Source organism: Falseniella ignava (genome assembly GCF_002847645.1).
Classification (GTDB): Bacteria; Bacillota; Bacilli; order Lactobacillales; family Aerococcaceae; genus Falseniella; species Falseniella ignava.
In genome coordinates, this window is record NZ_PKHE01000005.1 from 1 (window position 1) to 23,199 (window position 23,199).

Sequence of the window (23,199 nt, forward strand, 5' to 3'; positions counted from 1 at the left end):
CTTCCTTCAGATTCCGCCTCACGACGGACACCCTTGCCCTTAGCTAACAGTTCCTACTGCAAAGCCTGTAGCGGACTTGAACCGCCAAGTTAACGCCCATGCTGGGCGCACTTAAACAAACCCCATGCCTTGACATGAGGTTTGATAATACTTTTTATAATTTACGTGACTTATTCTGCACTTGTTTCTTCTTCAGCCGCTTCTGTTTCTTCTAATGATTCCGCCTCAGTCTCTTCAATAGATTCATCGCTTGACTCTTCTTCTGATGCTTCTTCTGATGCTTCTTCAGATTCCTCAGCTGCTTCATTTTCAACAGATGATCCAAGCGTTGGTGCTGTAATTGGACCTCCTTGGAATTCTGGATCAATATGAATTTCAAGTGTTAACATAAGTTTGAATTCATCCAAGACCGCTGACTCTTCTTCGGTCATACCATTAACCTCTTCCATAACTTCACGAATAGCTGGACCATCAAGCTCAATTTCCATGCGTGTGTAAGTCATTCGTTTTGTTTCTTTATCGTAATGAATTTCCGCATCTTTTAAAGATTGAATACCTAACTTAATTTGCTCTTCAATATTTTCAGTCGCACTGTTAAGCATTTCTTGTTTTTCTTCTTCTGTGAGTCCAACAAATTCTTCGGGATCTTCCCCGGCTTCTTCTGCTTCTTGACGCGCTTCTTCGATGGCTTGTTCGATTTCTTCAATCATCTCTTCAGTATTTTTACGTGATTGTTCTTTTAATTCTTCCAAATCAATCATTTCAAGAACTTGTTCATAATTTACATCGTCTTTTAATGTCATGATGTACTCTGTTTCTGTCTCTTCAAAATCATACAGTTGTTGTACGAGTTCCCAGTCTTCAGGAGTTTGCCCTTGCATGTCCTTGATTTGATCGAAAATTTCAGCGAATTGCTCTTCAAATCCATCGAAATTGATGACTTCCCATTCAAAACCTGTATTATAGTAAACAGTGTCATCGACATAAATTGCTTCACCTGTAAAATCAATATTTTGCGGTTCTGCGTCTTCTTCAGATGCTGGTGGGTTCACTAGCCCTTTAATTGTTACGTTCCCTTGAGCCGTTAAAGGTTCGGTTGTAAATTTGAATGCTCCATTCACATCGCCATTAACGCTAAGTTCGTCCGCTCCAACTAAGTTTGCTGTTAATTGATAAGTTCCAGAGGTAGGTTGAAGTTCCATGCTTGTTTCAACAAGTTCTTCGTAAATACTCTGCCAATCTGTTTCAGCATGAACGGATTGACCTAAGGTACCCATACCGATACTTGAGCCTAACAAGCCAACTACGAGCCATTTTTTCATCTTTTTCATCATAGCAATCTCTCCTTCGTTGATTGATAATTTTAGTATACGCTTTTCATAAAAAAAATGATACTAAAATGATTAGTATCATCAAATAGTATCATTCGTATTCTTTATTTAATAATCGTCATTTGATCTTCATAATCTTGCCACTCATCTTCCACTCGTTCGACTTCTTCTTCAAACCCTCGCGAAGAGACTTTATCAAACAAGATTTTTGTCGTTCTAAATAATAATTTAAAATCAAATGCTAACGAATAGTTCTTAATATATAGCAAATCAAAGTTTAATTTACGATTAAAATCTGAACTATACTTGCCGTAGACTTGTGCATAGCCTGTAATCCCGGCTTGCACATTGTGACGTAGCGTATAGTACGGGTTTTGCTCTGCGTATTGTTTTACGAAGAATGGACGTTCCGGACGGGGCCCTACAAGCGACATATCACCTTTCAAAACATTGATTAACTGTGGCAACTCATCAATCCGCGTCGAGCGAATAAACCTGCCCACGCGAGTAATTCTGGCATCATCTTTTGTCGCTAAGACGGGACCTGATTCTCTTTCTGCGGTTGCACTCATCGAACGGAACTTCAAAATATTAAAGTGACGCCCCCCCTTAGTAATGCGCTCCTGCTTATAGAAAATCGGCCCTGGAGAATCCAACTTAATTAAAATTGCCGTAATTAACATAATTGGTGAAGTAACAATTAGCAATGCGACTGATACAATCACATCAAAGGCACGTTTCAACACCGCTTCTTCAGGATTAATCTCAAAGTTCGATATTTCCAGAACACTCTCGTCATCAAAGTTCATCACATTGGCATTCAACATCATTAAGTGTTCAAACTCTGAACTTAAAAATAATTTCTTACTCTCTTGCATCAAATATTCGTATACTTTCGTTCGAACAGCTTCATCAATCTGTCCGGTCATATAGACAATATCCACTTCCGAAGCGTAAGCTTTAATATTCGATAAATAATTGGAAAGAATAACGTGGGTGACTTGGTGGCGCTGATTCTTCATCGCATCAAAGTTGCGTACAGCCTCTAATACACGTTCATTTTCCCCGACAATCATCACCCGCTTATGACCGCGAACTTTCTGGTAAATCATATAGACAATCGCGTTATAAATAAATAAAATAAAAGTCCCTAAAACAAAGTTAATCAGTAAAACCGAACGTGGAAACGTTAAACGACTGCGTGCATATATCAATACCATAATATAGCACGTTAATGCCAACTCGCTCAACATCGTAAAATAAAACAAATCTAATAAATTTTTATTGTAAAAAACATATGTCCCAAAAAGAAAATTAATAACAATAAAACCAACTACAATCCACAAATAATTCGCTTGAAATGCACTGTAATTTCGATATGGAATATTCCCAGCAAAACGTAAGTAAAAACTTAGATACATACTGCCTAACGCGATTAGAGAACTAACAATGACAACTGCCAGACGCAACAGCGTATTCCATTCGGCTTTCTTAAACATAGTATCCTCCTTCCAAGCTTTGGATTCTCATCTATTATACTGATTCAAGCTTTAAAATGCTAGACCCTGAAGAAATGGACTTAAAAACTCTTTAAATCACTAAAAAACCACTCAGCGCAAGCTAAGTGGATTTGAAATTCGTATTCGTAAACTTACCTTAAAATTTCTCATCAAAGAGTGGACTTACTGAACGATCTTCATGAATGCGCAGTAAGGCTTCAGCCACTAACTTCGCAACCGTAATTTGTTCAATCTTATCAAGCTCTTTTTCTTTTGGTAGAAGAATCGAGTCTGTAATCATAACCTTCTTAATTGGAGAAGCTTCGAGGCGCTCAATTGCGGGCCCTGATAAAACAGGGTGAGTACAGCAAGCATAAACTTCGGTAGCACCTTGATCTAATAATGCTTGTGATGCTAAAGTAATCGTACCTGCCGTATCGATCATATCATCGATAATGATACAGCGTTTGCCTTTAACATCCCCAACAATATGCATCACTTCAGCGACGTTCGCTTTAGGTCGACGTTTGTCAACAATCGCGATCGGTGATTTTAAGAATTCCGCTAACTTACGTGCACGGGTCACCCCACCATGGTCTGGAGAAACTACAACCACATCATCACCATATAAACCATCATTCATTAAGTGGCTCGCAATTAAAGGCGATGCGAGCAAGTGATCCATTGGTATATCGAAAAATCCTTGAATTTGTGCTGCGTGAAGATCTAAGGTTACCATGCGCGTTGCCCCTGCAGATGTGAGCATATTAGCAACTAATTTTGCGGTAATTGGCTCGCGAGACTGCGTCTTGCGTTCTTGACGAGCATAGCCATAATATGGCATCACCACATTAATGGTTCGAGCGCTCGCACGCTTGCACGCATCAATGGCAATTAATAATTCCATCAAGTGTTCATTGACTGGATTAGATGTAGACTGCACGATGTAGACATGACTACCTCGAATACTCTCAGCAACATTTAACTTGATCTCTCCATCTGCAAACTGGGTTAAATTAATCGTACCTAACTTAACGCCTAATGCATCAGCGATTTTCTCTGCGAGCGGTTCATTTGAACTCAGCGAAAACAACTTAAATCTTGGATCATCGATAAAACGATTACTCATTTTTTTCCTCCCAATAATTATTTTTGCATAAATTTTTGCCAAAAATTAGATTTTGTCGTCTGTCTAACACGACCAATACCGAGACTCTCATCTGGCATATCTTCTGTGATGGTTGATCCCGCTGCAGTAACCGCATGATTACCGATTTGTACAGGTGATACAATCACTGAACCAGATCCGATAAAGCATTCATCACCGATAGTACTGTGATGCTTTTTCTTACCATCATAGTTTGCGATGACCGTACCACAACCAATATTCACATTTCTACCAATCGTTGCATCTCCAATATAGGTTAAGTGGCCCGCTTTCGTATGGGCACCTAATTCGCTTTTCTTCACTTCGACAAAATTACCGATATGAACGCCTTCGTTTAATACCGTTTCAGGTCTTAGGTGTGCAAAAGGACCAATCGTCGCTTGTTGGGCAATCTGGCTCGATTCAATAACTGATTGGCAAACAACGACTTCATCACCAAGTTGACTATCTTCAATTACACTGTGTGCTCCAATCGTACAATTTGAGCCGATACGTGTCTTCCCTTTTAACTGAACGCCTGGTTCAATCACTGTGTCGTTACCAATTTCAACATCGACTTCAACATAAGTAGACTCTGGTAAAACAAAAGTTACCCCATAATCCATATGCTGATTCATAATCCGTTGATTCATAATGCGCGTCACTTCCGCTAAGCGTTGACGGTCATTAATCCCAATAATTTCATCAAATTGTTCCGTCACATATGCTTTGACCGTTTCGCCGCGTTCTTGTAATAAGCCAATCACGTCCGGTAAATAATACTCGCCTTGAGCATTATTATTATCAACCTGGTCTAACAATTCAAAGAGCTTCTGATTATCGAAAATAAAGACTCCTGAGTTAACCTCAGTAATCTGTAATTCTTTTTCGTCGCAGTCTTTGGTCTCGACAATTTTTTGAACATTACCTGCTTCATCTCGGACAATCCGACCGTAATCATTCGGTAATGAGGCAATCGCTGTTAAGACCGTCCCCGATGCGCCTGATTGTTCGTGGAAATCATACAATCGCTCTAACGTCTCGCCGGTTAAGAGTGGACCGTCGCCGTTAACCACTAACGTTGTTCCGGGCTGTCCTTCTAAGATTGACTTCGCTTGTAAGACCGCATGCGCTGTACCAAGTTGTTTTTCTTGAATTGCACACTCACTTTGACCGGTTAAAACTTGTTGAATTTCTTCGCCGTCGGTCCCGATAATTGTGACAACTTGATCTACCCCTGCTTTGCGAACTGCTCGAACGGTATGTTCAATCATCGTAATACCGTTAATTTTATGTAAAACTTTTAATTGATTTGATTTCATACGGGTGCCTTTGCCTGCAGCTAGCACTACCGCCATTCGTTTATTCATCCCAACACTCCTTGTGTTTTTACTGGCCTATCACATTATACGTCTTTTATATCCTTTAATCTATGGTAGGTTCTGACTTTTTTTCAAAAAGACTGCCTAAGGCCAATTCTAATTCATATTGTCGACTTTCTTCGTTGAATGCGAGATTGATGCTCACTAATGAATCAAACGCTAAGGTGCGCACGATATCCGGTGCGGGATTTTCTCCTACGACACAAACCCCGACAAGTTTTGCCTCAAATGCCTTAACTAAATCTATCATCCCTTGGCATGTCCCACCATTTCGGATAAAGTCGTCGACAATTAAGACGCGCTCTTTGGCTTCAAGTTGACTTTCTTCAAGCTCCATCCGACCGACTTTGTGGTAAGAACCTGAGACAAATTCTACTGAGCGGGTAGCTTCGCGAGAAGTGGTTTTCCCGGTCCGCGCAAAGATAAATTTCGCATCCAAATAACGGGCTACTAATGTCGCCAACCCAATCCCATTCGATTCCATAGTCATAACTGCATCAACTTGTTCATAGATATAGCGCGAAGCCATTAACCTCGCAATTCGATCAACAATATTAGGGTTTTGTAAAATATCCCCAAGATAAATATAGTTACCTTGTAAAATACGGTGTCCTTTGGATAACATCTCCATTAATTTCTCACCAATTTGACGCTGTTCTTCCGGATGAACAATTGGGTAATAGACTACGCCACCTGAAGCCCCTGGAAAGGTCTTTATCGTTCCAAGTCGTTGTTGCTCAAAGACTAATTTTATTAAAGATAAATCTTCACTAACAGATGTTTTAGCACAATTTAGATGGTCCATAAAGGTTTGATAATTAACTAATTGACTCGGTCGGTCGACTAAATATTGCGAAATATAGACAATGCGTTCATTTCTCTTCGGTTTATATCTATGCCCTGCTACCACTTGATTTCCTCCATTATCATTTCACTTTAGTCTCGTATCGTTCACGAATTACGACAAAAAAGCCTGCTGGTAATCTGCTTCTTTAAATCCAAGGACAACATCCTCTTGGCTTACAACGAGTGGACGCTTAATCAACATTCCGTCGGAACTTAAAAGTTCAATCTTTTCTATATCTGTTAATTGATTGAGTTTATCTTTTAAGCCCAACTCTTTGTACTTCATCCCGCGGGAATTAAAGAATTTTTGAATCGGCAGGTTTGATTTTTCAATAATTTGTTGCAACGTTTTGACAGACGGAGGTTGTTTTACCATATCGATTGCCTCAACCTCAACACCATTCGCTTCAAGAAAAGCTTTGCCATTGCGGCAGGTCGAACACTTCGGATATTCATAAAAAGTAACTTTCATTTTCTGTCTCCTCCTTAGTAATTCCAGTGTATCAAAAAGTAAGCTATAATCATAGTTGAAGAATCAAAGCGTAACCATTTTGTTACGAATTACAAAATATTATTATGGGAGGGTTCAACATGCTTAATTCAATTATCGCCCAACATCCTGAATTGACGGAGATAATCAATCTCGAGCCTACGCTGTGGCTCAATCCAAAGTTACAAAGTGATACTCAAAATTTGTGGACCAGATTACCCTATCAACTTGAAGATATTCAAGCTGCTAACGCAAGATTAGAGCGATTTGCTCCATTAATTGCTCATTACTTCCCCGAGACCAAACAACAAGATGGGATAATTGAATCCGAACTGCGTCGAATTGACCGTTTTGCCCGAGCCATTCAACTCAATGCCCCGCTCTATTTGAAGATGGATTCACACCTGGCGGTGGCTGGATCGATTAAAGCACGCGGCGGAATTTATGAAGTGTTATATTTTGCTGAGCAACTCGCTCTAGAGGCCGGCTTTATCCAACCTCAAGATAATTATATTGCTTTAACCAAACCAGAAGTACGTCAATACTTTCATCGATATACGCTACAAGTCGGATCAACCGGTAACTTAGGTCTTTCGATTGGTATTAGCGCGGCATCACTTGGATTTAAGGTGATTGTCCATATGTCACGCGATGCCCAAGCATGGAAGAAAGATTTACTCCGCAGCAAAGGCGTTCAAGTCGAAGAATACGACGGGGATTTTAGCCTTGCTGTTGAAACAGGACGAAAAGCGGCCGAAACAGATCCTTATAGCTACTTCATCGATGACGAACAGTCCGTCCAATTATTTATGGGCTATGCTGTTGCAGCCTTGCGTTTGCAAAAGCAGCTTGAAGCACAAGCCGTGCCCGTCGATATAGAACATCCCTTATTTGTTTACTTACCTTGCGGTGTTGGAGGCTCACCAGGGGGTGTCGCCTACGGACTCAAACGATTGTTCGGTGACGCTTGCCATATTTTCTTTATCGAACCTACCCATGCGCCGAGTATGTTAATCGGCATGATAACGGAGCAGTACGGAAATATTAGTGTTCAAGATGTCGGTATTGATGGTCGAACCGAAGCGGATGGCCTCGCCGTAGGACGTCCTTCAAGCTTTATCGGTCAGCTGATGGATCCTTTGATTGCAGGCATTGTGACCGTTGAAGATGCCACCCTCTTTGACGACATGAAATTATTAAATCAAACCGAGTCCATCCAAATCGAACCTTCCGCCTGTTCGACTTTTGCTGCGATAGACCAACTCCATCAAGTTGACAGTAAAATTGGTCAACGCATGCAACACTATATTCAGCAAGCAGGCATTGCGAGCCCTCAATCGATTACCCATCTCTGTTGGGCAACGGGCGGTGCACTTGTTCCACAAGAAGTGATGAAGGCTTATTTAAGTCGATAGTTTCTTCATAAAAGATATAATAAATACCAAGGTTATTGAACTCCATTCAATGACCTTGGTATTTTTGATGCTAGATTTTTAATTTCTCCCATTTTAACTTATTTGTTAGGATAACCAATATTTTCTTCGGTCGTTTTGTTAAATAGATGGATTTTATTCACATCAAAGAAAATATGCGCCGTATCCCCTTTTTCCCAATCTCGAATTGAGCTAATGACAACCCATTCGGTCGACTTTGTCTCGACATAAACGGCATAATTCGGTCCTAGATTTTCTGTCATTTTAACTACAGCATGAATCGAATTCTCTGAAGGCTCTTTTGAGATGCTAATGTGTTCCGGTCTAATTCCGATAATATAGTCTTTCTCCGAGAAGTCATTGAGGTATTGCAACCATTCGCTATTTAATTCTAACTCTTGAGAACCGATGAGCAGATGATTGTCACGCCAACTCACGGGTTGTAAATTCATCTTAGGTGTTCCGATAAAAGAAGCTGTAAATACATTCTTAGGTTGATTATAGACTTCTTCCGGCGTCCCAACCATTTGTATTTTACCTTTATTCATTAAGACGATCCTGTGTCCTAGGGTCATTGCCTCTACTTGATCGTGTGTAACATAAATAAAAGTCTGATGATATTCATCGTGGATATCAATCAATTGATTCCGCGCTGATTGTCGTAAAGTCACATCAAGATTTGAGAGTGGCTCATCCAGTAAAAAATACTTAGAGCGTTTGACGATGGCTCTGGCTAAGGCTACCCTTTGTCTTTGCCCCCCTGACAAATCTTTTGGGAGTCGATCTTGATATTGGGTTAAGTCTAACATTTCAAGCGCTTTTTGAAGACGTCTTTCAATTTCCTTTTTTTCGACTTTATTCGCTTTTAATGCGAAAGTAATATTATCTTTAACTGTCATATTAGGATACAAAGCATAATTTTGGAAAACCATCGCAATATCTCGCTTTCCGCTCTCCAAATTTGTTACATCTTCCCCATCTAAGTATAACTTACCAGATGTAATAGATTCTAACCCAGCTATCATTCGAAGCGTCGTGGATTTACCACATCCTGAAGGACCTAAGAAAACCACCCGTTCCCCAGCATTAATCTCTAAATCCATCTCATGGATTACTTCAGTATTACCATAGCTTTTAGATACATTTTCTAATTTTATTCCTGTCATAATTGCCTCCTACTATTTAATACCCGATGAGGAAAAGCTTCCGATAATATATTTTTGGAAGATTAAATACAATCCTAATGGGAAAATAATCGTAATGACCGTCACAGCCATTGCAACCGTAAAGTTTGTTCCACCTTCTGCTGAAATGAAGTTTTGAATCGCAATCGGCAAGGTATAATTCTCTACTTTGTTTAATATTAAACGTGGCCATACATATTCGTTCCAAGTCGTAATAAAATACCATATCCCTGTTGAGAATAGTGCGTGCCGTGTTATCGGAAGGACAATCCCTTTAATAATTTGCAAGTCTGAAATATTATCAATTTTAGCTGCCTCAATAATCGGCTTTGGTATTTGTCGCATCGTCTGCACGAGCAAGAAGATACCTGTTGCGTCTGCCAACTGTGGCAAAATTACACCCCAATTATTATTTAATAATTTGTATTCAGACATCATCGAATAATTAGGAATCATAATTACCGTAAAGGGAATAAAAATCGTAGAAATTAACGCAAAATATAATAATCTTTTTCCCGTGAATTTAAAGAACGTGAGGGCATAGGCAGCCAAAAATGAAATAGTCAAGCGAACTAAGGTCGTGACAGATGCAATGAAAAAAGTATTCATCGTTATTTTTACGATTGGCAATGATTCCGATAGATACTTAAAATTTTCTAACGTTGGATTCCTTGGAATCAACTGCAAAATCGTATGATACGCATCTTGTAACGTTTTAAACGAATTACTAATCCCAAAGACGATCGGATACAGCGAAATAACCATTAAGAAAATAAAGGGAATATGCCAAAAAATATATTTTTTGTTTTTAGTTTTCATAATAAACCCTTCTTTCCACAAAGACATATTCAATCAATAATAAGATTACACAGATTAATAATGTGATGACTGAAAGAGCAGCTGAGCGTCCTGTATTAAACATTTCAAATCCTTGGCGGTAGGATTCGTAAATAATATTGGAACTTGCCCCATCGGGCCCGCCTTGAGTTAATACAGCAATCGGTGTAAAGACATACTGAAGCGCCTGCACAACTGCCATAATTAACACATAAATCCCCGTTGCAGATGAGATGGGTAAAATAATCTTAAAAAAGATACGCCCATTAGAAATATTATCCATTTTAGCTGATTCTATGAGTTCTTTGCTAATCCCTGAAATAGCTGCAAATAACAAAATGAAATTATAGCCAAATACTTTCCAAGAAACGATTAAAGCAATGACGAAAATAACCCAGCCTTCACTATTAGACCAAAACGGCATCGAAATCCCTACCTGACGTAAGATTAAAGCGACCGGTCCAGAAATAGGATTAAGTATCCAAGTAAATAACACCGACGCAACCACTAAGGACATGACAGCAGGTACAAATAAAATTGCTTTATAGGCATCGATAAATTTTGGAAGAAGATAATTTAAGACGAATGCCATAATATAGGGTAGACAGACTGCAAATAAAATAATCCAAAAAATATACCAAAATGAATTCATTAAAATTTGCTTCGTACTGCTATCCTTAAAGATTGTTAAATAATTTTCGAACCCCACAAACACTTTGTTTTTAGAAATCATATTCCATTTAAAAAAACTTAAATAGACGGTGTAAATTAATGGCCATACTAAAAACATTCCAAAAACAAGCAAGGTAGGGAATAAAAATACGAAAGCTTTTAAATTAAATATTGATTTATTTTTCATTTTATCTCCTAATCTTCAAACTCATAGGTACTATTTAGTTCTTTCATTTGGTTTGGATTGGTTGTTTTTAAAATTTTATATGCCGGCTGAATAATTCGTGGCGCAACAGTCAGTCCGGAATCATCGCGATACTCGATGACAGAATAGCCACAAGTATCTGTAAAATATTGGGTCCCATCCTTTACTTTCTCCAACCCAAAACTTACGGCATAAGTTGTGTATTGCTTTAAATGCTGATAAATATTGATTGCCGGCGAATGGGTATGTCCCGTAAAGACTCCAATCACGTTGGGGTTATTTAACAAATGCAAAACTTCATCCGGTTCTTCCATCGTAAACTGATCGAAATAAATTCCCCCAATAATTGGATGGTGTTGAAAAATTAATTTCTTATGATTATTTTTTGCCATTGTTCGTTCAAGCCACTCTATCTGTGTGGAGTCTAAAATGCCACTGTGAGAATAATTCTTTGCCGTATCGAGCACAATAATATGGAAATGATCCATTTCAAAATCATAATCATAATTAGCATCCTTTGACTCACCAGTCATCCCTTCGTAAAATACCGGCTTGCGGTCATGATTTCCTAAGCAAAAATAGATCGGCAGCGGGGAAAAAGTTCTTTCGATTAAATTTTTAATCGTTCGATAATCTTCCGGTGTCCCTTCGTGAACAATATCTCCCGTTACCATCACCAAATCAAAGGTATCTAAGTTTTCATGCTCTAAAATCTGATTGAATTTCTTCTCTAGGGGAACTTGCGCGTCGAATACAGGCTTTAATTCAGGATCATCGACGTCGCGTGTATAATGCGTATCGGATAAATGTAGGATTTTCACTTTTTATACCTCTTTCTAAAAAAGAAAAGTCATTGGCAACCCAAGGACTTTTCTTATAAGTAATATTTGAACAAATAAATTAGTTAAGTAAGTTATTAATGGCCTCTTGCGTTTCAGGTAATGCTTCTTCGACAGTCTTCTTACCTGTTAAAATTGCATCACGCATATCTAATAACATTTGCTCAGCTTCTAAGCCCGCTTGACCAGGGAATGAAGCCCATTTATTCACTTTGTCCATTTGAACCATCGCCGCTTCCATCATTGGGTTTTCTTCCAAGAATTTTTTCATCTCATCTGAATCTTTAACAGTAGCTGTTGATGGTACATATCCCGTTCCTTCAGTCCAAGCTAATACATTTTCATTTTCGTATAAGAATTTCATAAATTTCCAAGTTGCTTCTTTTTTAGCTTCATCTTGTGACGTTAAGACTAGCATCGCGCCTCCGGCAGGGATGCGAATATCTTTGTCTCCCCATGAAGGTGCAGTAATCGTTGCGACATCAAATTGTGCATTTGACTGAACATTGGTTCTTTGAGCAATCGTTGTAAATAACATCGCAACTTCACCTTGGATAAAACTTTGGACCCCTTGGTCCCAAGGTAGATTAACGGCTGTTTGGTCTTCATTTACCATATCAGCCCATAACTTATAAGCTTCAATCCCCTCTGGTGAAGCAAAAGCTGCTTTACCGTCTTCAATAAAGTTAGCACCATTAGATTCTAGCAAAGCTTGTGTTGCCCAATTATCTGCAGGTTGTTGTAGATAGAAACCATATTTGCCTGTTTGCTCTTTCACTGTCTTAGCGAATTCACGAACTTCTTCCCATATTTTAGGTCCATTTTCATCTAATCCAGCTTCTTTTAATAAATCCTTATTAATGTATAAAACAGGGTTCGAGATTGAATAAGGTAACCCGACTAACTCACCGTCTTTATTTACTGCTAGATCCAATACGTTTTCTAAGAAATTATCTTCCAAGTAATTTTTGTTTTCAGCATCAAATTGATCGATAATAGATTGAGGTGTGTTATATTCAAAGTTTTCAGAGAAATAATCCACAAAAGCCCATCCGATTTGTACAACGTCAGGGGTGTTACCGCCCGCAACTGCTGCTTGCATGTTTTGCATTAAGCCTTTATACATATCTGGATTGAATGTTGCCACAACTTCAATTTCATCTTGTGATTCATTGAATTTTTTGACCAATTCATCGACGGTTTTACCACCTTGGGTGTCTGCATTAACATGCCAATAGTTAATTTGGACTTTTTCTTGAGCAGATGCTGTTACACCGCCAGGTATCATTGATAAAGAAGTCATTGCAACCATTACTAGAGAGATAGCTTTTTTAATAAATTTCTTCATTCTTTTCCTCCAAATTTATTCTTGTCTGAGTTACCAGTTTCATAACCCATTTTCATTATAGTTTCAAGATGTAAATATAGCGTAAATTAAGCGTAAAAATAAGGTAAATTTAAAAAGCGAAAAAAGATCTATCCACTTAAGATTGCAGGATTTTTCTGAAAATAAAAAGAACATTTCAAAAAATGAAATGTCTCTCTATAACTTCAATTTCTTTTATCGATTTTCAATTAACCATTCCATTCGATTGACTTTACGACGCAGTAAGTACATCGATACGACCCCTTTTGCAATCGACGTCGAACTCATCGCAATCCAAACCCCGATAACACCAAGTATTGGCATTAGCATTAGCGAAATTGGAATACGGAATAGGTTCAAAATCACTCCGATTAAAGCCGGTGTTCGAGTATCCGATAAGCCATTAAACGCTCCTGCCAAACCAATCTCAATACTCATAAAGGCTTGGGATAGTCCTAAGATGATTAAATAAATACTTCCTAGACGAATTGCTTCCGGATCATGTGGCATAAACATCGTAAACAAGCCTTCGCTAAATACTACTAAAACAATCGTGGCGATGACGCCAATCATTGAGATTAGCTTAAAGGATTCGCGAATACTTTCGATAACACGTTTAGCATTTCCAGCTCCAAAGTTTTGGGCCACTAATGCCTGAATCCCAACTTGTAGCCCTTCCGAAGTGTTCCACGAAATGGATTCTATTTGAGAACCAATGGACGTAACTGCCACGGGTGTCGGACCGAACCCAGACATAAAACGATTTAAGACCATCGAAATACTCGCATGAAAACCACTTAATAAAGCAGCTGGAATTCCTAACTTGAAGATTGCAACTTGCCAATCCCAACGTAAGGTAATCCGTGTAATCGCACGTCTTAAAAGCCCATTTTCAATAAGAATTGTTAAAATAAAAGCAAAGAAAACAAATAATTGACTCAATACGGTTGCCCAAGCCGCCCCTTCAACACCTTGCGGTTCAATCGTCCCAAAACCAAAGATAAGTACTGGATCTAATATCATATTCGCAACTAAACCAATCGTATTAATAACAAAAGGTGTAAAAGAATTTCCTAAAGATGTAAAAGATTGCGTCAAAATGGGATTCACAAAAAATAACAACATACCCGAAGCGACAATGGTCATATACTCCTTAGCACTTTGCTCTGCCTCCGCCCCCAATTGATAAAACTCAATAAATACATTACGTACGGCTAAGGAGAACAGCGTAAATAGAAGGCCTAGGATGAGTGCCTGTAGAAGTCCGTTGTTGATTACACGAATCGTCTCATCTTTATGATTTGAACCATAAGCCTGCGAAGCATAAACCCCCATCCCAATCTTAGGTATCAATGCTAACGAGTTCGCAATCCAGAAGACAAAGCCTGCGATACCGACTCCTGCAACGGCATTGGTTCCTAATTTCGCAATCCATAACATATCAACAAATCCGTAAGCGATTTGGATAAACGCCGTTAATGCTAAAGGAATGGACAAGCGCAATAAGGTTGATTTAATGTTACCTTCCAATAAATTGATATTCTTATTCACTGAATCACCTACTTATTCTCTCTTCATCTGAAATACCTTACTTATTATAGCGAACTTCTCCCAATTAACAAGAAAAAACCTCCCGAAGGAGGCTTTTAAGGATTTGTTAATCGGTAAATTGATTTTTGATCAGGGATGTCACCACAAAAATCACAATAAAGAAGAGTGTAATCGTCGCTCCTGGAGGAGTATCAAAATAAAATGACGAAATAATTCCTCCAATGATGCCGATTAAGTTAATCACAATTCCAATTCCAATCGCTTGATTAAAGCTCTTAGAAATACTAATCGACGTTGCCGCTGGAATCACAACTAAGGCCGATACTAACAGAGCTCCGACAATCGGCATCATCAAACTAATCACAATGCCATTGATAACTGAAATAGCCATCGAAATAAACTGTACGGGCAACCCACTCGTATGTGCCGTATCTTCGTTAAAGCTCATCACATACAAAATCCGATGATAGATTGCATAAAGAATGACAACAATCACTGCTAGGCCAATCAATAAATAGACTTCTTGTTGCGTAATAAGTAAGATCGTCCCAAAAAGGTACTTATCAATTTGAACCGATGAAGCACTCGTTGAAAGACTTAATAGAACCAAGGCTAAAGCCATTCCACCTGACATCATCACTGCAATTGAGACTTCTGAAAAGTTGCGATACATCCGTCGCATCGACTCCAGTAACATCGACGCGATGACAACGACAATAATGGTAGACACTGTTAGATTGAATTTTAGTAATAAGCCAAGTGCCACCCCAACTAAGGAAACATGCGATAAAGTATCAGACAAGAGTGACTGACGACGCAAAATTAATAATAAGCCTAAAATCGGGGTAATAAAGGATAAGGCTACACCCGCAATTAATGCTCGTTGGATGAATTGGTATTGAAGCATCGCCATTCCACCCCTTTCTCACGCGTTAAATAAATCTCACGGTCGTATAATCCTTCCATTTCACTATCGCTATGCGTCACCATCAAAATAGTCTTGTGGTGAACCTTACTACTATGATTCAACAATTGATAGAATGACATGCGTGAAGCTACATCCATTCCTGTAGTCGGTTCATCTAAGATAAAGAAATCCGGGTCTTGCGCGAAGACCCGTGCGATATTAATCCGTTGTTTTTGCCCACCGGATAGATCTCCAACCTTGCGATTTCTTAAGTGTGCCATCCCGACCGATTCCAGAGCGCGATTGACATGCGCATGATCTTCGTCTGTCAGTCGTTTGAACCAACGTCCTTGCGGATAACGCCCTGACTCTACTAATTTTTGAACCGTACTTGGAAAGCCGTTATTAAAGACTGTGACGTCCTGTGGGACATAGCCGATTTGAAGCGGCTCGCCTTGATCATTCGTTGGTTGCAATTCAACCGTTCCGGATTCAGGCAGTAAAAGCCCCAATATTAGGCGAACTAATGTTGACTTGGCTGCACCATTCTCACCGGTTAATATAATAAATTCTCCCGAATTAATTTGGAAATTAATATCATGCAAAACTTGCTCTTCCCCATAGGAGAATGCGAGATTATTTACTTTTAAAATTGCCATTCGATCACTCTCCAGGGTCAAATTATTAAAAAGTTATTTTGTTAAAGAAGCTAAGTTCTCATTCATTAAATCGAAATAGTCCAGTCCTTCTGCACTCTCTTCTTGTGAAATTGTTTCTAAAGTACGCAATGGACGAACTTCTACGCCTGCTTCATTAGCAATCGCTTCTGAAACCTCTGTTGGCATTGCTGGGTCTACATAAATTGCTTTAATATTATTTTCTTTAATGAATTCAATCATTTCTGCCATTGTTTCAGCACTTGGATCGCTATTCGTTAATAAGCCAGTAATACCGATTTGCTCTAGATTATATTCATGAGCTAAGTAGCCAAATGCTGGGTGTTGTACAACAATGCGACGATCTTCTAATGATTCTAACGCTTCATGGTAGTGTTGATCTAATTCATTCAATTCATCAATTAGTGCTTCGGTACGTTCACGGTAACCCGCTTCATTTTCAGGGTCTTTCGCAATCAATGCTTCCATTACAACTTTAGCTTGTTCTGCATAAAACTTAGGTGATAACCAGCTATGAGGATCCCATTCGTGCGTATGTCCGTGGTCGTGGTCATGATCGTGGTCGTGGTCATGGTCATGGTCGTGGTCATGGTCATGGTCATGGTCATGATCGTGGTCGTGGTCATGGTCGTGATCGTGGTCGTGGTCATGGTCGTGGTCATGGTCGTGATCGTGGTCGTGGTCATGATCGTGGTCATGGTCGTGGTCGTGGTCGTGGTCATCTGAACCTTTCAGAAGTTGTAACCCTTCAACGGATTCTACAACGGTTACCTCGCCATCCTCTAAGACCGGCGCCATTGCTTGCATAAAGAATTCCATTTCTTGGCTTTGATAAATAAACATATCTGCCTCTTGAATTTTAACTACATCTTGTGTGCTTGGTTCATAACCATGCGCATCGCCACCACTTGGCACTAACATTGTAATATTTGCATCGGGTTGCGCAATACGCTTAGCTAGATAATAGACTGGATAAATCGTTGTTACAATATCCATTCCTTCTTGAGCTGACGCAGTTGGCAATACAAGATGGCTTAACATTAAGCTGAATGCTGCCATCGTTTTGATAATTTTTTTCATCATTAATGATTCCTCCTATTTCAAATTTTAATGATTGATGAGCGCAGAATTTTTACCTCGTTCCGGCGCTCAAACATAACACATTATTAATCAGAGACTTTTAATAGTCAAAGGAAGAATCATTCATGTGTTCCTTTTCGAATCCACTCTGTGATGGCCTAATCCCTCGGTATTACAAGGGTTAGACCTTATCAACCATCGATAATTAAGCTACACCTGAAACTTTTTTCATTTATTTTAATTCGATTAATTACGATTTGAACGGTTAGATAATAGGATGAAGCGGACGATTTGGAACAATGTACTTAAACTTGCCGCGACATAAGTAAAGCCTGCTGCACGCAATACTTTTCTCGCAGGTTGAACTTCTGCTTCAGTAAAGATATGTCCTTGACCTAAAATTTCAATCGCTCGGCGACTCGCATCAAATTCAACCGGCAAGGTAACTAATTGGAATAACAAGACCAAGCTAAAAGCTAGAATACCCAATTGAATGAGGCCTGCTATTTGCATCAGAAAACCAATTAAAATCAATGGCATTGCGATTGTGGACCCTAGATTGACAACCGGAACTAATGCAGCTCTTACACGCATAAATTTATAATCTTGTGCATCTTGCAAGGCGTGTCCACACTCGTGCGCAGCAACGGCTACCGCGGACACTGAAGTATTTTGATAGGTTGCCTCAGATAGACGTAAAACTTTATTTCTTGGATCATAATGATCGGTTAAATGTCCTGCAACCGGCTCAACGCGCACATTTGTAATCCCTGATTGTTGTAATATAAATTCTGCAGCTTGTCGGCCTGTCACTTGGTGCTCGGTCATCAACTGGTCGTATTTATTAAATGTCGATTTTACTTTAAACTGGGCCCAACCTACAATCGCCATCGCAATTAAAACTAATAAATAAGTTGCATCAAATCCATAATAAGAGTAAGGCATAATATTTTCCTCCTACCTTAATATTCTTAATTATATTATATCATAGTGTTGTATTTATTGAAGGGTTCAATGCCTTACTAATGAAATTATTTCCATTAAAAAAAGCACCTCAACGAGATGCTTTCACAAATATTATGAATAAATTAGTTATTCGCGTCTACTAAAGTCTCATAAGGTAAGACTATATTTAAGATAACCCCAACAATCGCACTGAGAGCAGTCCCTGAAATCATCAACACGCCTCCGATATTTAGTACTGCACCCCCAAGCCCGATAACTAACATTGCACTCGCAATAATTAAATTACGAGTATGTGCAAAGTCAACGCGATTTGTAATAAGCACTTTCAGACCGTTACTTGCGATTACGCCATATAGAAGAATAGACATTCCTCCTAACACTGCTGATGGGATAGTAGAGACTAAGGCGGTAAATTTGCCTAGACAGCTTAATAAAATCGCAATCATCGCTGCATTTCGAATTACTGAGACGCTCGCCACGCGGGTCATCCCAATGACACCTGTGTTTTCACCGTAAGTAGTGTTGGCAGGACCACCAATAAACGCTGACACAAATGTCGCAACGCCATCCCCCAAGATTGTACGATTAAGTCCTGGATTTTCCAAGAAGTTGCGGCCGGTAATTTCACTAATAACCATTGAGTCTCCCATATGCTCTGCAATCGTTACAAATGAAATTGGAACGAGCGCCCAAGCTTCAGGACCGAAGTAGAAGCGGTAACTACCGGCTCCCTCTCCCCAAGGAAGACTGAATTCTGGCAATTGAATCCAATTTGCTGCAGCAACCGGTGACAAGTCAACTAAACCAAGCGCCAAGGCGAAGATATAACCGACGATAATCGCAATTAAGAATGGAATAACTTGAATAAAACCTTTACCTTTTGAAGTGACTAAAGCCGCTACTGCAAAAGTTACAATCGCTACAAGTACATTACGTAAATCTCCGTCTTGTGCCAAACCCGCATTGGAAACGGCGGTGGCTGAAAGCCCTAAACCAATCACGATGATCATTGGTCCGATAACAATCGGTGGGAATAAGTAGTTAATCCACTCGACGCCAATAAATTTAATTAAGACACTGACTAAGACATAGACAAGTCCGACCATCATAATTCCTGTTTGGGCGGCACTAATATCACCATTCATCTGTTCAATCGCGAGCGCCATACCACTAATATAAGCAAAGCTTGACCCTAAATAAATCGGTACTTTAAATTGTGTCAAAATCATATAAATTAGCGTACCGACACCACTGGCTAATAATGCAGTCGATACGGATAGCCCTAAAATTAAGGGGACGAGAACTGTCGCCCCAAACATCGCAAAGACATGTTGGAAACTAAGTAGTAAGCCCGGTAATAATTTCGGCTTATCATCTACATCTAGTAACATCTTCGTCTGATTAGTCGTTTGAATATTTTCCATTTTCTCTCTCCTCACGGAGCTGATTGCACACAAAAAGCCCCTATTTTTTGAGAATAAGGGCTTTAAATCAACGGGTGACCTTAGTAACCTCACGGGATTACCTTAAAAGTCCTTATTGTCTTATGACATAATACCATGATAAATATTAATTGCAACCAGCATTTTAGAAAAATAAACATCACTTTAAAAGATGTCAAGATTTCGCCAAAATGAAACACAGTTGTTATGGTATCTCGCTGCATTCCTTGTTACAATGCAACTACGAATAAATAAAGGACTGATTTATATGAAACGAATAACCTTACTCATCTTAACGATTTTAATGACTGGATGTAGTTGGTTCGGATCTAATAACGACGATTCTACTCAAAAAGACCAAAGCACTCAATCCGGTGTAGATATTGATAGTCTGGGTACTGGCAACAAAATTCCTAATAAAGAATATGAGAATGTATTTGGTGAGATTGTTGATAATAACTTATCTGTACCCCCAACCCAACTCCCTGATGAAATTCCGATTGGTGAAGTACGTGAAGCGGTCAATGCTTACTTTATCGAAGATGTGCCAGAAGATGAACAAGATAATAATCTCGAACCGGTCTCTAAACCTATCTTAAAACGAATCCAGAAAACATTAGACGAAGACGAGCAATTAAAGCAACTTGAAGCTACCGTTGATCAAGTGACCATGCAATTAAATAATACTAGTCAATATGTGGTTCGAATTGTCGTTCCGCACACTTATCCGGAAGCCGAAGCCAAAGTCGATTCGAGTGACGTCCACTTAATGAATACGGCACTATCAATGATTGGCAATCGTTTAGTTATGATCAGCTATTATGATGAAACACATGACTACTTAATTCCATACCATTTAGGTACATCGACTTATTCACTCTTTTCAATGAGTTCACTTTACGAATAATCATAAAATCTCTCTAAAGATTCTCTATTTGCCTGAACCTTTAGAGGGATTCTTTTATTCATAATAACGATTTTGATAAATTAATTGATCAGGGAAGACAAATTCATAGCCTCGCTCCACCAATACTGGCATTAGGAGTGCCAATGCATCGACCGATGTTTGACTCGTATCATGCATTAAAAGTAACGTATCATTACTTAACATCGGGATGACCCGATCAAAAATTGCTTGCGCATCTTGGAGCTGCCAATCCAATGAGTCTAAATTCCAAGTGATTGACGTTAACTCAGGTAACAACTGGACTACTCTCAATCCACCCGCTCCAAAAGGCATTCGATACATTGTTGGAAGATAACCTGTCGCTTCCTCAACAATTTCTTGCGTCCAATTGATTTGTTGTAAGACCTCACCGTCGGATATGTCATCGAAATTCGGGTGGCTATAAGAATGATTCCCAATCAAATGCCCCTCGTTAATAATGCGCCGCGCCATATCAGGGAACTGTTCAACATACGCCCCATAAACGAAGAAAACTCCTTTAGCCCCGTATTGATTTAGGATATTTAATATTTGCGGTGTAAATTCTTCATTAGGCCCATCATCAAAAGTCAGTGCAATCTTCGGACGTTGATGGAGCGGTGTCCCATCCAATAACGTAAATAGCGCTGGGTTCTCTTGGATTTGTAGCATTGTTGCTTCTGTATAAGAATCAACTTGATACTCCTTAACGAGATAATCCGCAAACAAACTCAATTGATGCTGATATTGATCCAAGTAAGAAGCAAGATAAGTTTGATCCAACCAAGGTTCAAGATGATCACTTGCTTTATTTAATAATTCCAGAGCATCGTTCAAGTTATCTCGCGAATAGGTTACGCTCGATTCATATTCACCTAAGTATGCGAGACCTGACTCCATTTCACGCAATTGGTGTCGCGCTGATTCAAAAACTGCTTCCCATTGATCTAAATGTTGCGTTAAAATATTTTGAGCTTTTTTACGTAACTGAAGAATTTGTTGATCGTTCACATCCGCTTGCACATCAATTTTCAAAGTGCCATCCTGTACAGTCAATCGTAATACTGAATCTGACCACTGACGAAACGCCAACTGTTCGAAAGCCTCCTCATAAGATGGTGCAAGTCGCGTATATTCTTCAGGTGCTAACTTAACTAGCTCCGAATAAATCTGATGCAAGGTTTGTTCATCCACATCCTCACGCAAAACAGGTAATTCCCCGTTAGGATTTTGCCACAATTCTTCTAATGCTAACTCCGCTTTTGCAACACGCTCTTGATAAGAGGGCACCCAGACCATTCCATAAAGATACACAATAACCATGAGTGCGCCGAAAAGACTTAAAATCAATCCACGGTGCCAATGTTGCTGTGACTTCAAACCTTCCATCTCCTATACGTTATAATTATTCATTGCTTAATCTTCGATTAAAAGTATCACTGTGCGCTAAATCACCATAGCGGTACCCTTCCATAAACCACGCTTGACGCTGCTCAGCAGTTCCATGAGTAAAGCTGTCTTGAACGACTCGCCCATAGGTTTGCTCTTGAATCGTATCATCTCCTACTGCAAATGCAGCTTGAAGAGCTTCTTCGATATCCCCTTCATCTAAGATACCTAATTCTTCCGCATATTTAGCCCATGCTCCGGCAAAATAATCGGCTTGAAGTTCGAGTCGAACGTTTAACGCATTCCCTTCTCGTTCTGACAAACGACGACGTGCTCTCTGATATTCATCCATAATGCCTAATTCATTTTGAATATGGTGTCCTACTTCATGGGCCAAGACATACGCTTGTGCGAAATCTCCGGGTGCCCCGAAGCGTTGGGACAATTGTTCCCAAAATGATAGGTCTATATAGACCGTCTCATCAGCTGGACAGTAAAATGGTCCCGCTTGGGCTTGACCAATCCCACACCCACCTGTCATGGTTCCACGTTCGTAAATAACAAGTTGCGGCTCGCGATACGAACGGCCTTCTGATTGAAATATTTCGTGCCAAAAATCTTCGGTACTTCCTAACACACGTGTCATAAATTCGTAGTCTTGATCGCTAATTTCACCTGAATCGATTTGATCTCGATTGACGGAAGCATTATTGCGATCGACTTGTTGGGTACGATAATCCGAATTCGGTTGAGAATGTTGCGAAGAATCACCCAAGCCGAGCCCACCAAAAAATTGGAAAAGTAACATCCCACCAATAATTAATAATACAATCCGACCCATTCCAGGCATCATCAATAATAATCGAATTAAACCGAATAACCCGCCCCCACCGAGTCCGCCAGACCCTCCTGGCATGCGATATGAACCACCTGGCATCCGACGGTTAAAGGGTGAGCTATTTTGTCCGCGTCGATCTTCAACGTTTTGACTGCGTCGTAAATCTTCCCACTTCATTTATAACATCCTCTCT

21 protein-coding genes are annotated in these 23,199 nt (G+C 39.5%); 2 read left to right on the forward strand and 19 right to left on the reverse strand.

Annotated elements, in window-relative coordinates; translation table 11 throughout:
* Nucleotides 1-170 precede the first annotated feature (170 nt).
* The 6 genes from CYJ57_RS02715 to CYJ57_RS02740 form a co-directional block, all read right to left on the reverse strand.
* Nucleotides 171-1,334, reverse strand: a complete 1,164-nt coding sequence (locus CYJ57_RS02715) for a hypothetical protein (RefSeq protein WP_101953962.1) — start codon at nucleotides 1,332-1,334, stop codon at nucleotides 171-173.
* 101 nt (nucleotides 1,335-1,435) lie between these two features.
* The gene (locus tag CYJ57_RS02720) at nucleotides 1,436-2,830 is read right to left on the reverse strand and encodes a sugar transferase (protein ID WP_101953963.1); all 1,395 of its coding nucleotides are present in this window, start codon (nucleotides 2,828-2,830) and stop codon (nucleotides 1,436-1,438) included.
* A 157-nt stretch (nucleotides 2,831-2,987) separates the two neighbouring features.
* Nucleotides 2,988-3,959: a ribose-phosphate diphosphokinase gene (locus CYJ57_RS02725; protein WP_006700727.1), complete on the reverse strand. Its 972-nt coding sequence runs from the start codon at nucleotides 3,957-3,959 to the stop codon at nucleotides 2,988-2,990.
* 17 nt (nucleotides 3,960-3,976) lie between these two features.
* On the reverse strand, nucleotides 3,977-5,347 hold the full coding sequence (glmU, locus tag CYJ57_RS02730; protein WP_101953964.1) for a bifunctional UDP-N-acetylglucosamine diphosphorylase/glucosamine-1-phosphate N-acetyltransferase GlmU: 1,371 nt from the start codon (nucleotides 5,345-5,347) through the stop codon (nucleotides 3,977-3,979).
* A 55-nt stretch (nucleotides 5,348-5,402) separates the two neighbouring features.
* Nucleotides 5,403-6,269, reverse strand: a complete 867-nt coding sequence (locus tag CYJ57_RS02735) for a phosphoribosyltransferase family protein (RefSeq protein ID WP_101953965.1) — start codon at nucleotides 6,267-6,269, stop codon at nucleotides 5,403-5,405.
* 48 nt (nucleotides 6,270-6,317) lie between these two features.
* Nucleotides 6,318-6,677, reverse strand: a complete 360-nt coding sequence (locus CYJ57_RS02740; RefSeq protein WP_101953966.1) for an arsenate reductase family protein — start codon at nucleotides 6,675-6,677, stop codon at nucleotides 6,318-6,320.
* Nucleotides 6,678-6,796: 119 nt separating this feature from the next.
* Here CYJ57_RS02740 and CYJ57_RS02745 point away from each other — a divergent pair, with 119 nt between their 5' ends.
* Nucleotides 6,797-8,110 (forward strand): D-serine ammonia-lyase, encoded by a 1,314-nt coding sequence (locus CYJ57_RS02745; protein ID WP_101953967.1) that lies wholly within the window; start codon nucleotides 6,797-6,799, stop codon nucleotides 8,108-8,110.
* 98 nt (nucleotides 8,111-8,208) lie between these two features.
* Here the strand turns inward: CYJ57_RS02745 and CYJ57_RS02750 are convergent, their stop codons facing one another.
* The 11 genes from CYJ57_RS02750 to CYJ57_RS02800 all read right to left on the reverse strand — a co-directional run bounded on the left by CYJ57_RS02750 (nucleotide 8,209) and on the right by CYJ57_RS02800 (nucleotide 19,836).
* Nucleotides 8,209-9,294 carry an ABC transporter ATP-binding protein gene (locus tag CYJ57_RS02750; protein WP_101953968.1) on the reverse strand — a complete coding sequence of 362 codons (1,086 nt, stop codon included), beginning with the start codon at nucleotides 9,292-9,294 and terminating at the stop codon, nucleotides 8,209-8,211.
* Between the two features lie 12 nt (nucleotides 9,295-9,306).
* Complete coding sequence (locus CYJ57_RS02755; protein WP_101953969.1) at nucleotides 9,307-10,131, reverse strand: carbohydrate ABC transporter permease; 825 nt, start codon at nucleotides 10,129-10,131, stop codon at nucleotides 9,307-9,309.
* On the reverse strand, nucleotides 10,121-11,008 hold the full coding sequence (locus tag CYJ57_RS02760) for a carbohydrate ABC transporter permease (RefSeq protein WP_101953970.1): 888 nt from the start codon (nucleotides 11,006-11,008) through the stop codon (nucleotides 10,121-10,123). The genes CYJ57_RS02755 and CYJ57_RS02760 overlap by 11 nt, the downstream gene beginning before the upstream one ends.
* A gap of 8 nt (nucleotides 11,009-11,016) precedes the next feature.
* The gene (locus CYJ57_RS02765) at nucleotides 11,017-11,847 is read right to left on the reverse strand and encodes a metallophosphoesterase family protein (RefSeq protein WP_101953971.1); all 831 of its coding nucleotides are present in this window, start codon (nucleotides 11,845-11,847) and stop codon (nucleotides 11,017-11,019) included.
* A 79-nt stretch (nucleotides 11,848-11,926) separates the two neighbouring features.
* Nucleotides 11,927-13,213 (reverse strand): ABC transporter substrate-binding protein, encoded by a 1,287-nt coding sequence (locus CYJ57_RS02770; protein WP_101953972.1) that lies wholly within the window; start codon nucleotides 13,211-13,213, stop codon nucleotides 11,927-11,929.
* 213 nt (nucleotides 13,214-13,426) lie between these two features.
* Complete coding sequence (locus tag CYJ57_RS02775; RefSeq protein WP_101953973.1) at nucleotides 13,427-14,782, reverse strand: MATE family efflux transporter; 1,356 nt, start codon at nucleotides 14,780-14,782, stop codon at nucleotides 13,427-13,429.
* A gap of 106 nt (nucleotides 14,783-14,888) precedes the next feature.
* Nucleotides 14,889-15,695, reverse strand: coding sequence for a metal ABC transporter permease (locus CYJ57_RS02780; protein ID WP_040442771.1), 807 nt, complete (start codon nucleotides 15,693-15,695; stop codon nucleotides 14,889-14,891).
* Nucleotides 15,656-16,348, reverse strand: coding sequence for a metal ABC transporter ATP-binding protein (locus tag CYJ57_RS02785; protein WP_101953974.1), 693 nt, complete (start codon nucleotides 16,346-16,348; stop codon nucleotides 15,656-15,658). Before CYJ57_RS02785 ends, CYJ57_RS02780 begins: the two co-directional genes overlap by 40 nt.
* 33 nt (nucleotides 16,349-16,381) lie before the next feature.
* Nucleotides 16,382-17,449 (reverse strand): metal ABC transporter substrate-binding protein, encoded by a 1,068-nt coding sequence (locus CYJ57_RS02790; RefSeq protein WP_101953975.1) that lies wholly within the window; start codon nucleotides 17,447-17,449, stop codon nucleotides 16,382-16,384.
* A 243-nt stretch (nucleotides 17,450-17,692) separates the two neighbouring features.
* Nucleotides 17,693-18,394, reverse strand: a complete 702-nt coding sequence (locus CYJ57_RS02795) for a zinc metallopeptidase (protein WP_180764370.1) — start codon at nucleotides 18,392-18,394, stop codon at nucleotides 17,693-17,695.
* Between the two features lie 140 nt (nucleotides 18,395-18,534).
* Nucleotides 18,535-19,836, reverse strand: coding sequence for a uracil-xanthine permease family protein (locus CYJ57_RS02800; protein ID WP_101953977.1), 1,302 nt, complete (start codon nucleotides 19,834-19,836; stop codon nucleotides 18,535-18,537).
* 190 nt (nucleotides 19,837-20,026) lie between these two features.
* Between CYJ57_RS02800 and CYJ57_RS02805 the strand changes: the two genes are divergently transcribed.
* On the forward strand, nucleotides 20,027-20,761 hold the full coding sequence (locus tag CYJ57_RS02805) for a hypothetical protein (RefSeq protein ID WP_180764361.1): 735 nt from the start codon (nucleotides 20,027-20,029) through the stop codon (nucleotides 20,759-20,761).
* Nucleotides 20,762-20,815: 54 nt separating this feature from the next.
* Here CYJ57_RS02805 and CYJ57_RS02810 read toward each other — a convergent pair whose 3' ends face one another.
* Together CYJ57_RS02810 and ypfJ are read right to left on the reverse strand one after the other, a co-directional pair.
* Nucleotides 20,816-22,159 (reverse strand): polysaccharide deacetylase family protein, encoded by a 1,344-nt coding sequence (locus CYJ57_RS02810; RefSeq protein ID WP_180764362.1) that lies wholly within the window; start codon nucleotides 22,157-22,159, stop codon nucleotides 20,816-20,818.
* Nucleotides 22,160-22,184: 25 nt separating this feature from the next.
* Nucleotides 22,185-23,183 (reverse strand): KPN_02809 family neutral zinc metallopeptidase, encoded by a 999-nt coding sequence (gene ypfJ / locus CYJ57_RS02815; protein ID WP_101953980.1) that lies wholly within the window; start codon nucleotides 23,181-23,183, stop codon nucleotides 22,185-22,187.
* Between the last annotated feature and the right edge of the window lie 16 nt (nucleotides 23,184-23,199).

What these genes read in the sequence shown, in the direction of transcription:
- CYJ57_RS02715 (WP_101953962.1), bottom strand. Translation starts at nt 1,334, where the DNA reads ATGATGAAAAAGATGAAAAAATGGCTCGTAGTTGGCTTGTTAGGCTCA.
- CYJ57_RS02720 (WP_101953963.1), bottom strand. Translation starts at nt 2,830, where the DNA reads ATGTTTAAGAAAGCCGAATGGAATACGCTGTTGCGTCTGGCAGTTGTC.
- CYJ57_RS02725 (WP_006700727.1), bottom strand. Translation starts at nt 3,959, where the DNA reads ATGAGTAATCGTTTTATCGATGATCCAAGATTTAAGTTGTTTTCGCTG.
- glmU (WP_101953964.1), bottom strand. Translation starts at nt 5,347, where the DNA reads ATGAATAAACGAATGGCGGTAGTGCTAGCTGCAGGCAAAGGCACCCGT.
- CYJ57_RS02740 (WP_101953966.1), bottom strand. Translation starts at nt 6,677, where the DNA reads ATGAAAGTTACTTTTTATGAATATCCGAAGTGTTCGACCTGCCGCAAT.
- CYJ57_RS02745 (WP_101953967.1), top strand. Translation starts at nt 6,797, where the DNA reads ATGCTTAATTCAATTATCGCCCAACATCCTGAATTGACGGAGATAATC.
- CYJ57_RS02750 (WP_101953968.1), bottom strand. Translation starts at nt 9,294, where the DNA reads ATGACAGGAATAAAATTAGAAAATGTATCTAAAAGCTATGGTAATACT.
- CYJ57_RS02755 (WP_101953969.1), bottom strand. Translation starts at nt 10,131, where the DNA reads ATGAAAACTAAAAACAAAAAATATATTTTTTGGCATATTCCCTTTATT.
- CYJ57_RS02760 (WP_101953970.1), bottom strand. Translation starts at nt 11,008, where the DNA reads ATGAAAAATAAATCAATATTTAATTTAAAAGCTTTCGTATTTTTATTC.
- CYJ57_RS02770 (WP_101953972.1), bottom strand. Translation starts at nt 13,213, where the DNA reads ATGAAGAAATTTATTAAAAAAGCTATCTCTCTAGTAATGGTTGCAATG.
- CYJ57_RS02780 (WP_040442771.1), bottom strand. Translation starts at nt 15,695, where the DNA reads ATGGCGATGCTTCAATACCAATTCATCCAACGAGCATTAATTGCGGGT.
- CYJ57_RS02785 (WP_101953974.1), bottom strand. Translation starts at nt 16,348, where the DNA reads ATGGCAATTTTAAAAGTAAATAATCTCGCATTCTCCTATGGGGAAGAG.
- CYJ57_RS02790 (WP_101953975.1), bottom strand. Translation starts at nt 17,449, where the DNA reads ATGATGAAAAAAATTATCAAAACGATGGCAGCATTCAGCTTAATGTTA.
- CYJ57_RS02800 (WP_101953977.1), bottom strand. Translation starts at nt 19,836, where the DNA reads ATGGAAAATATTCAAACGACTAATCAGACGAAGATGTTACTAGATGTA.
- CYJ57_RS02805 (WP_180764361.1), top strand. Translation starts at nt 20,027, where the DNA reads ATGTCAAGATTTCGCCAAAATGAAACACAGTTGTTATGGTATCTCGCT.
- ypfJ (WP_101953980.1), bottom strand. Translation starts at nt 23,183, where the DNA reads ATGAAGTGGGAAGATTTACGACGCAGTCAAAACGTTGAAGATCGACGC.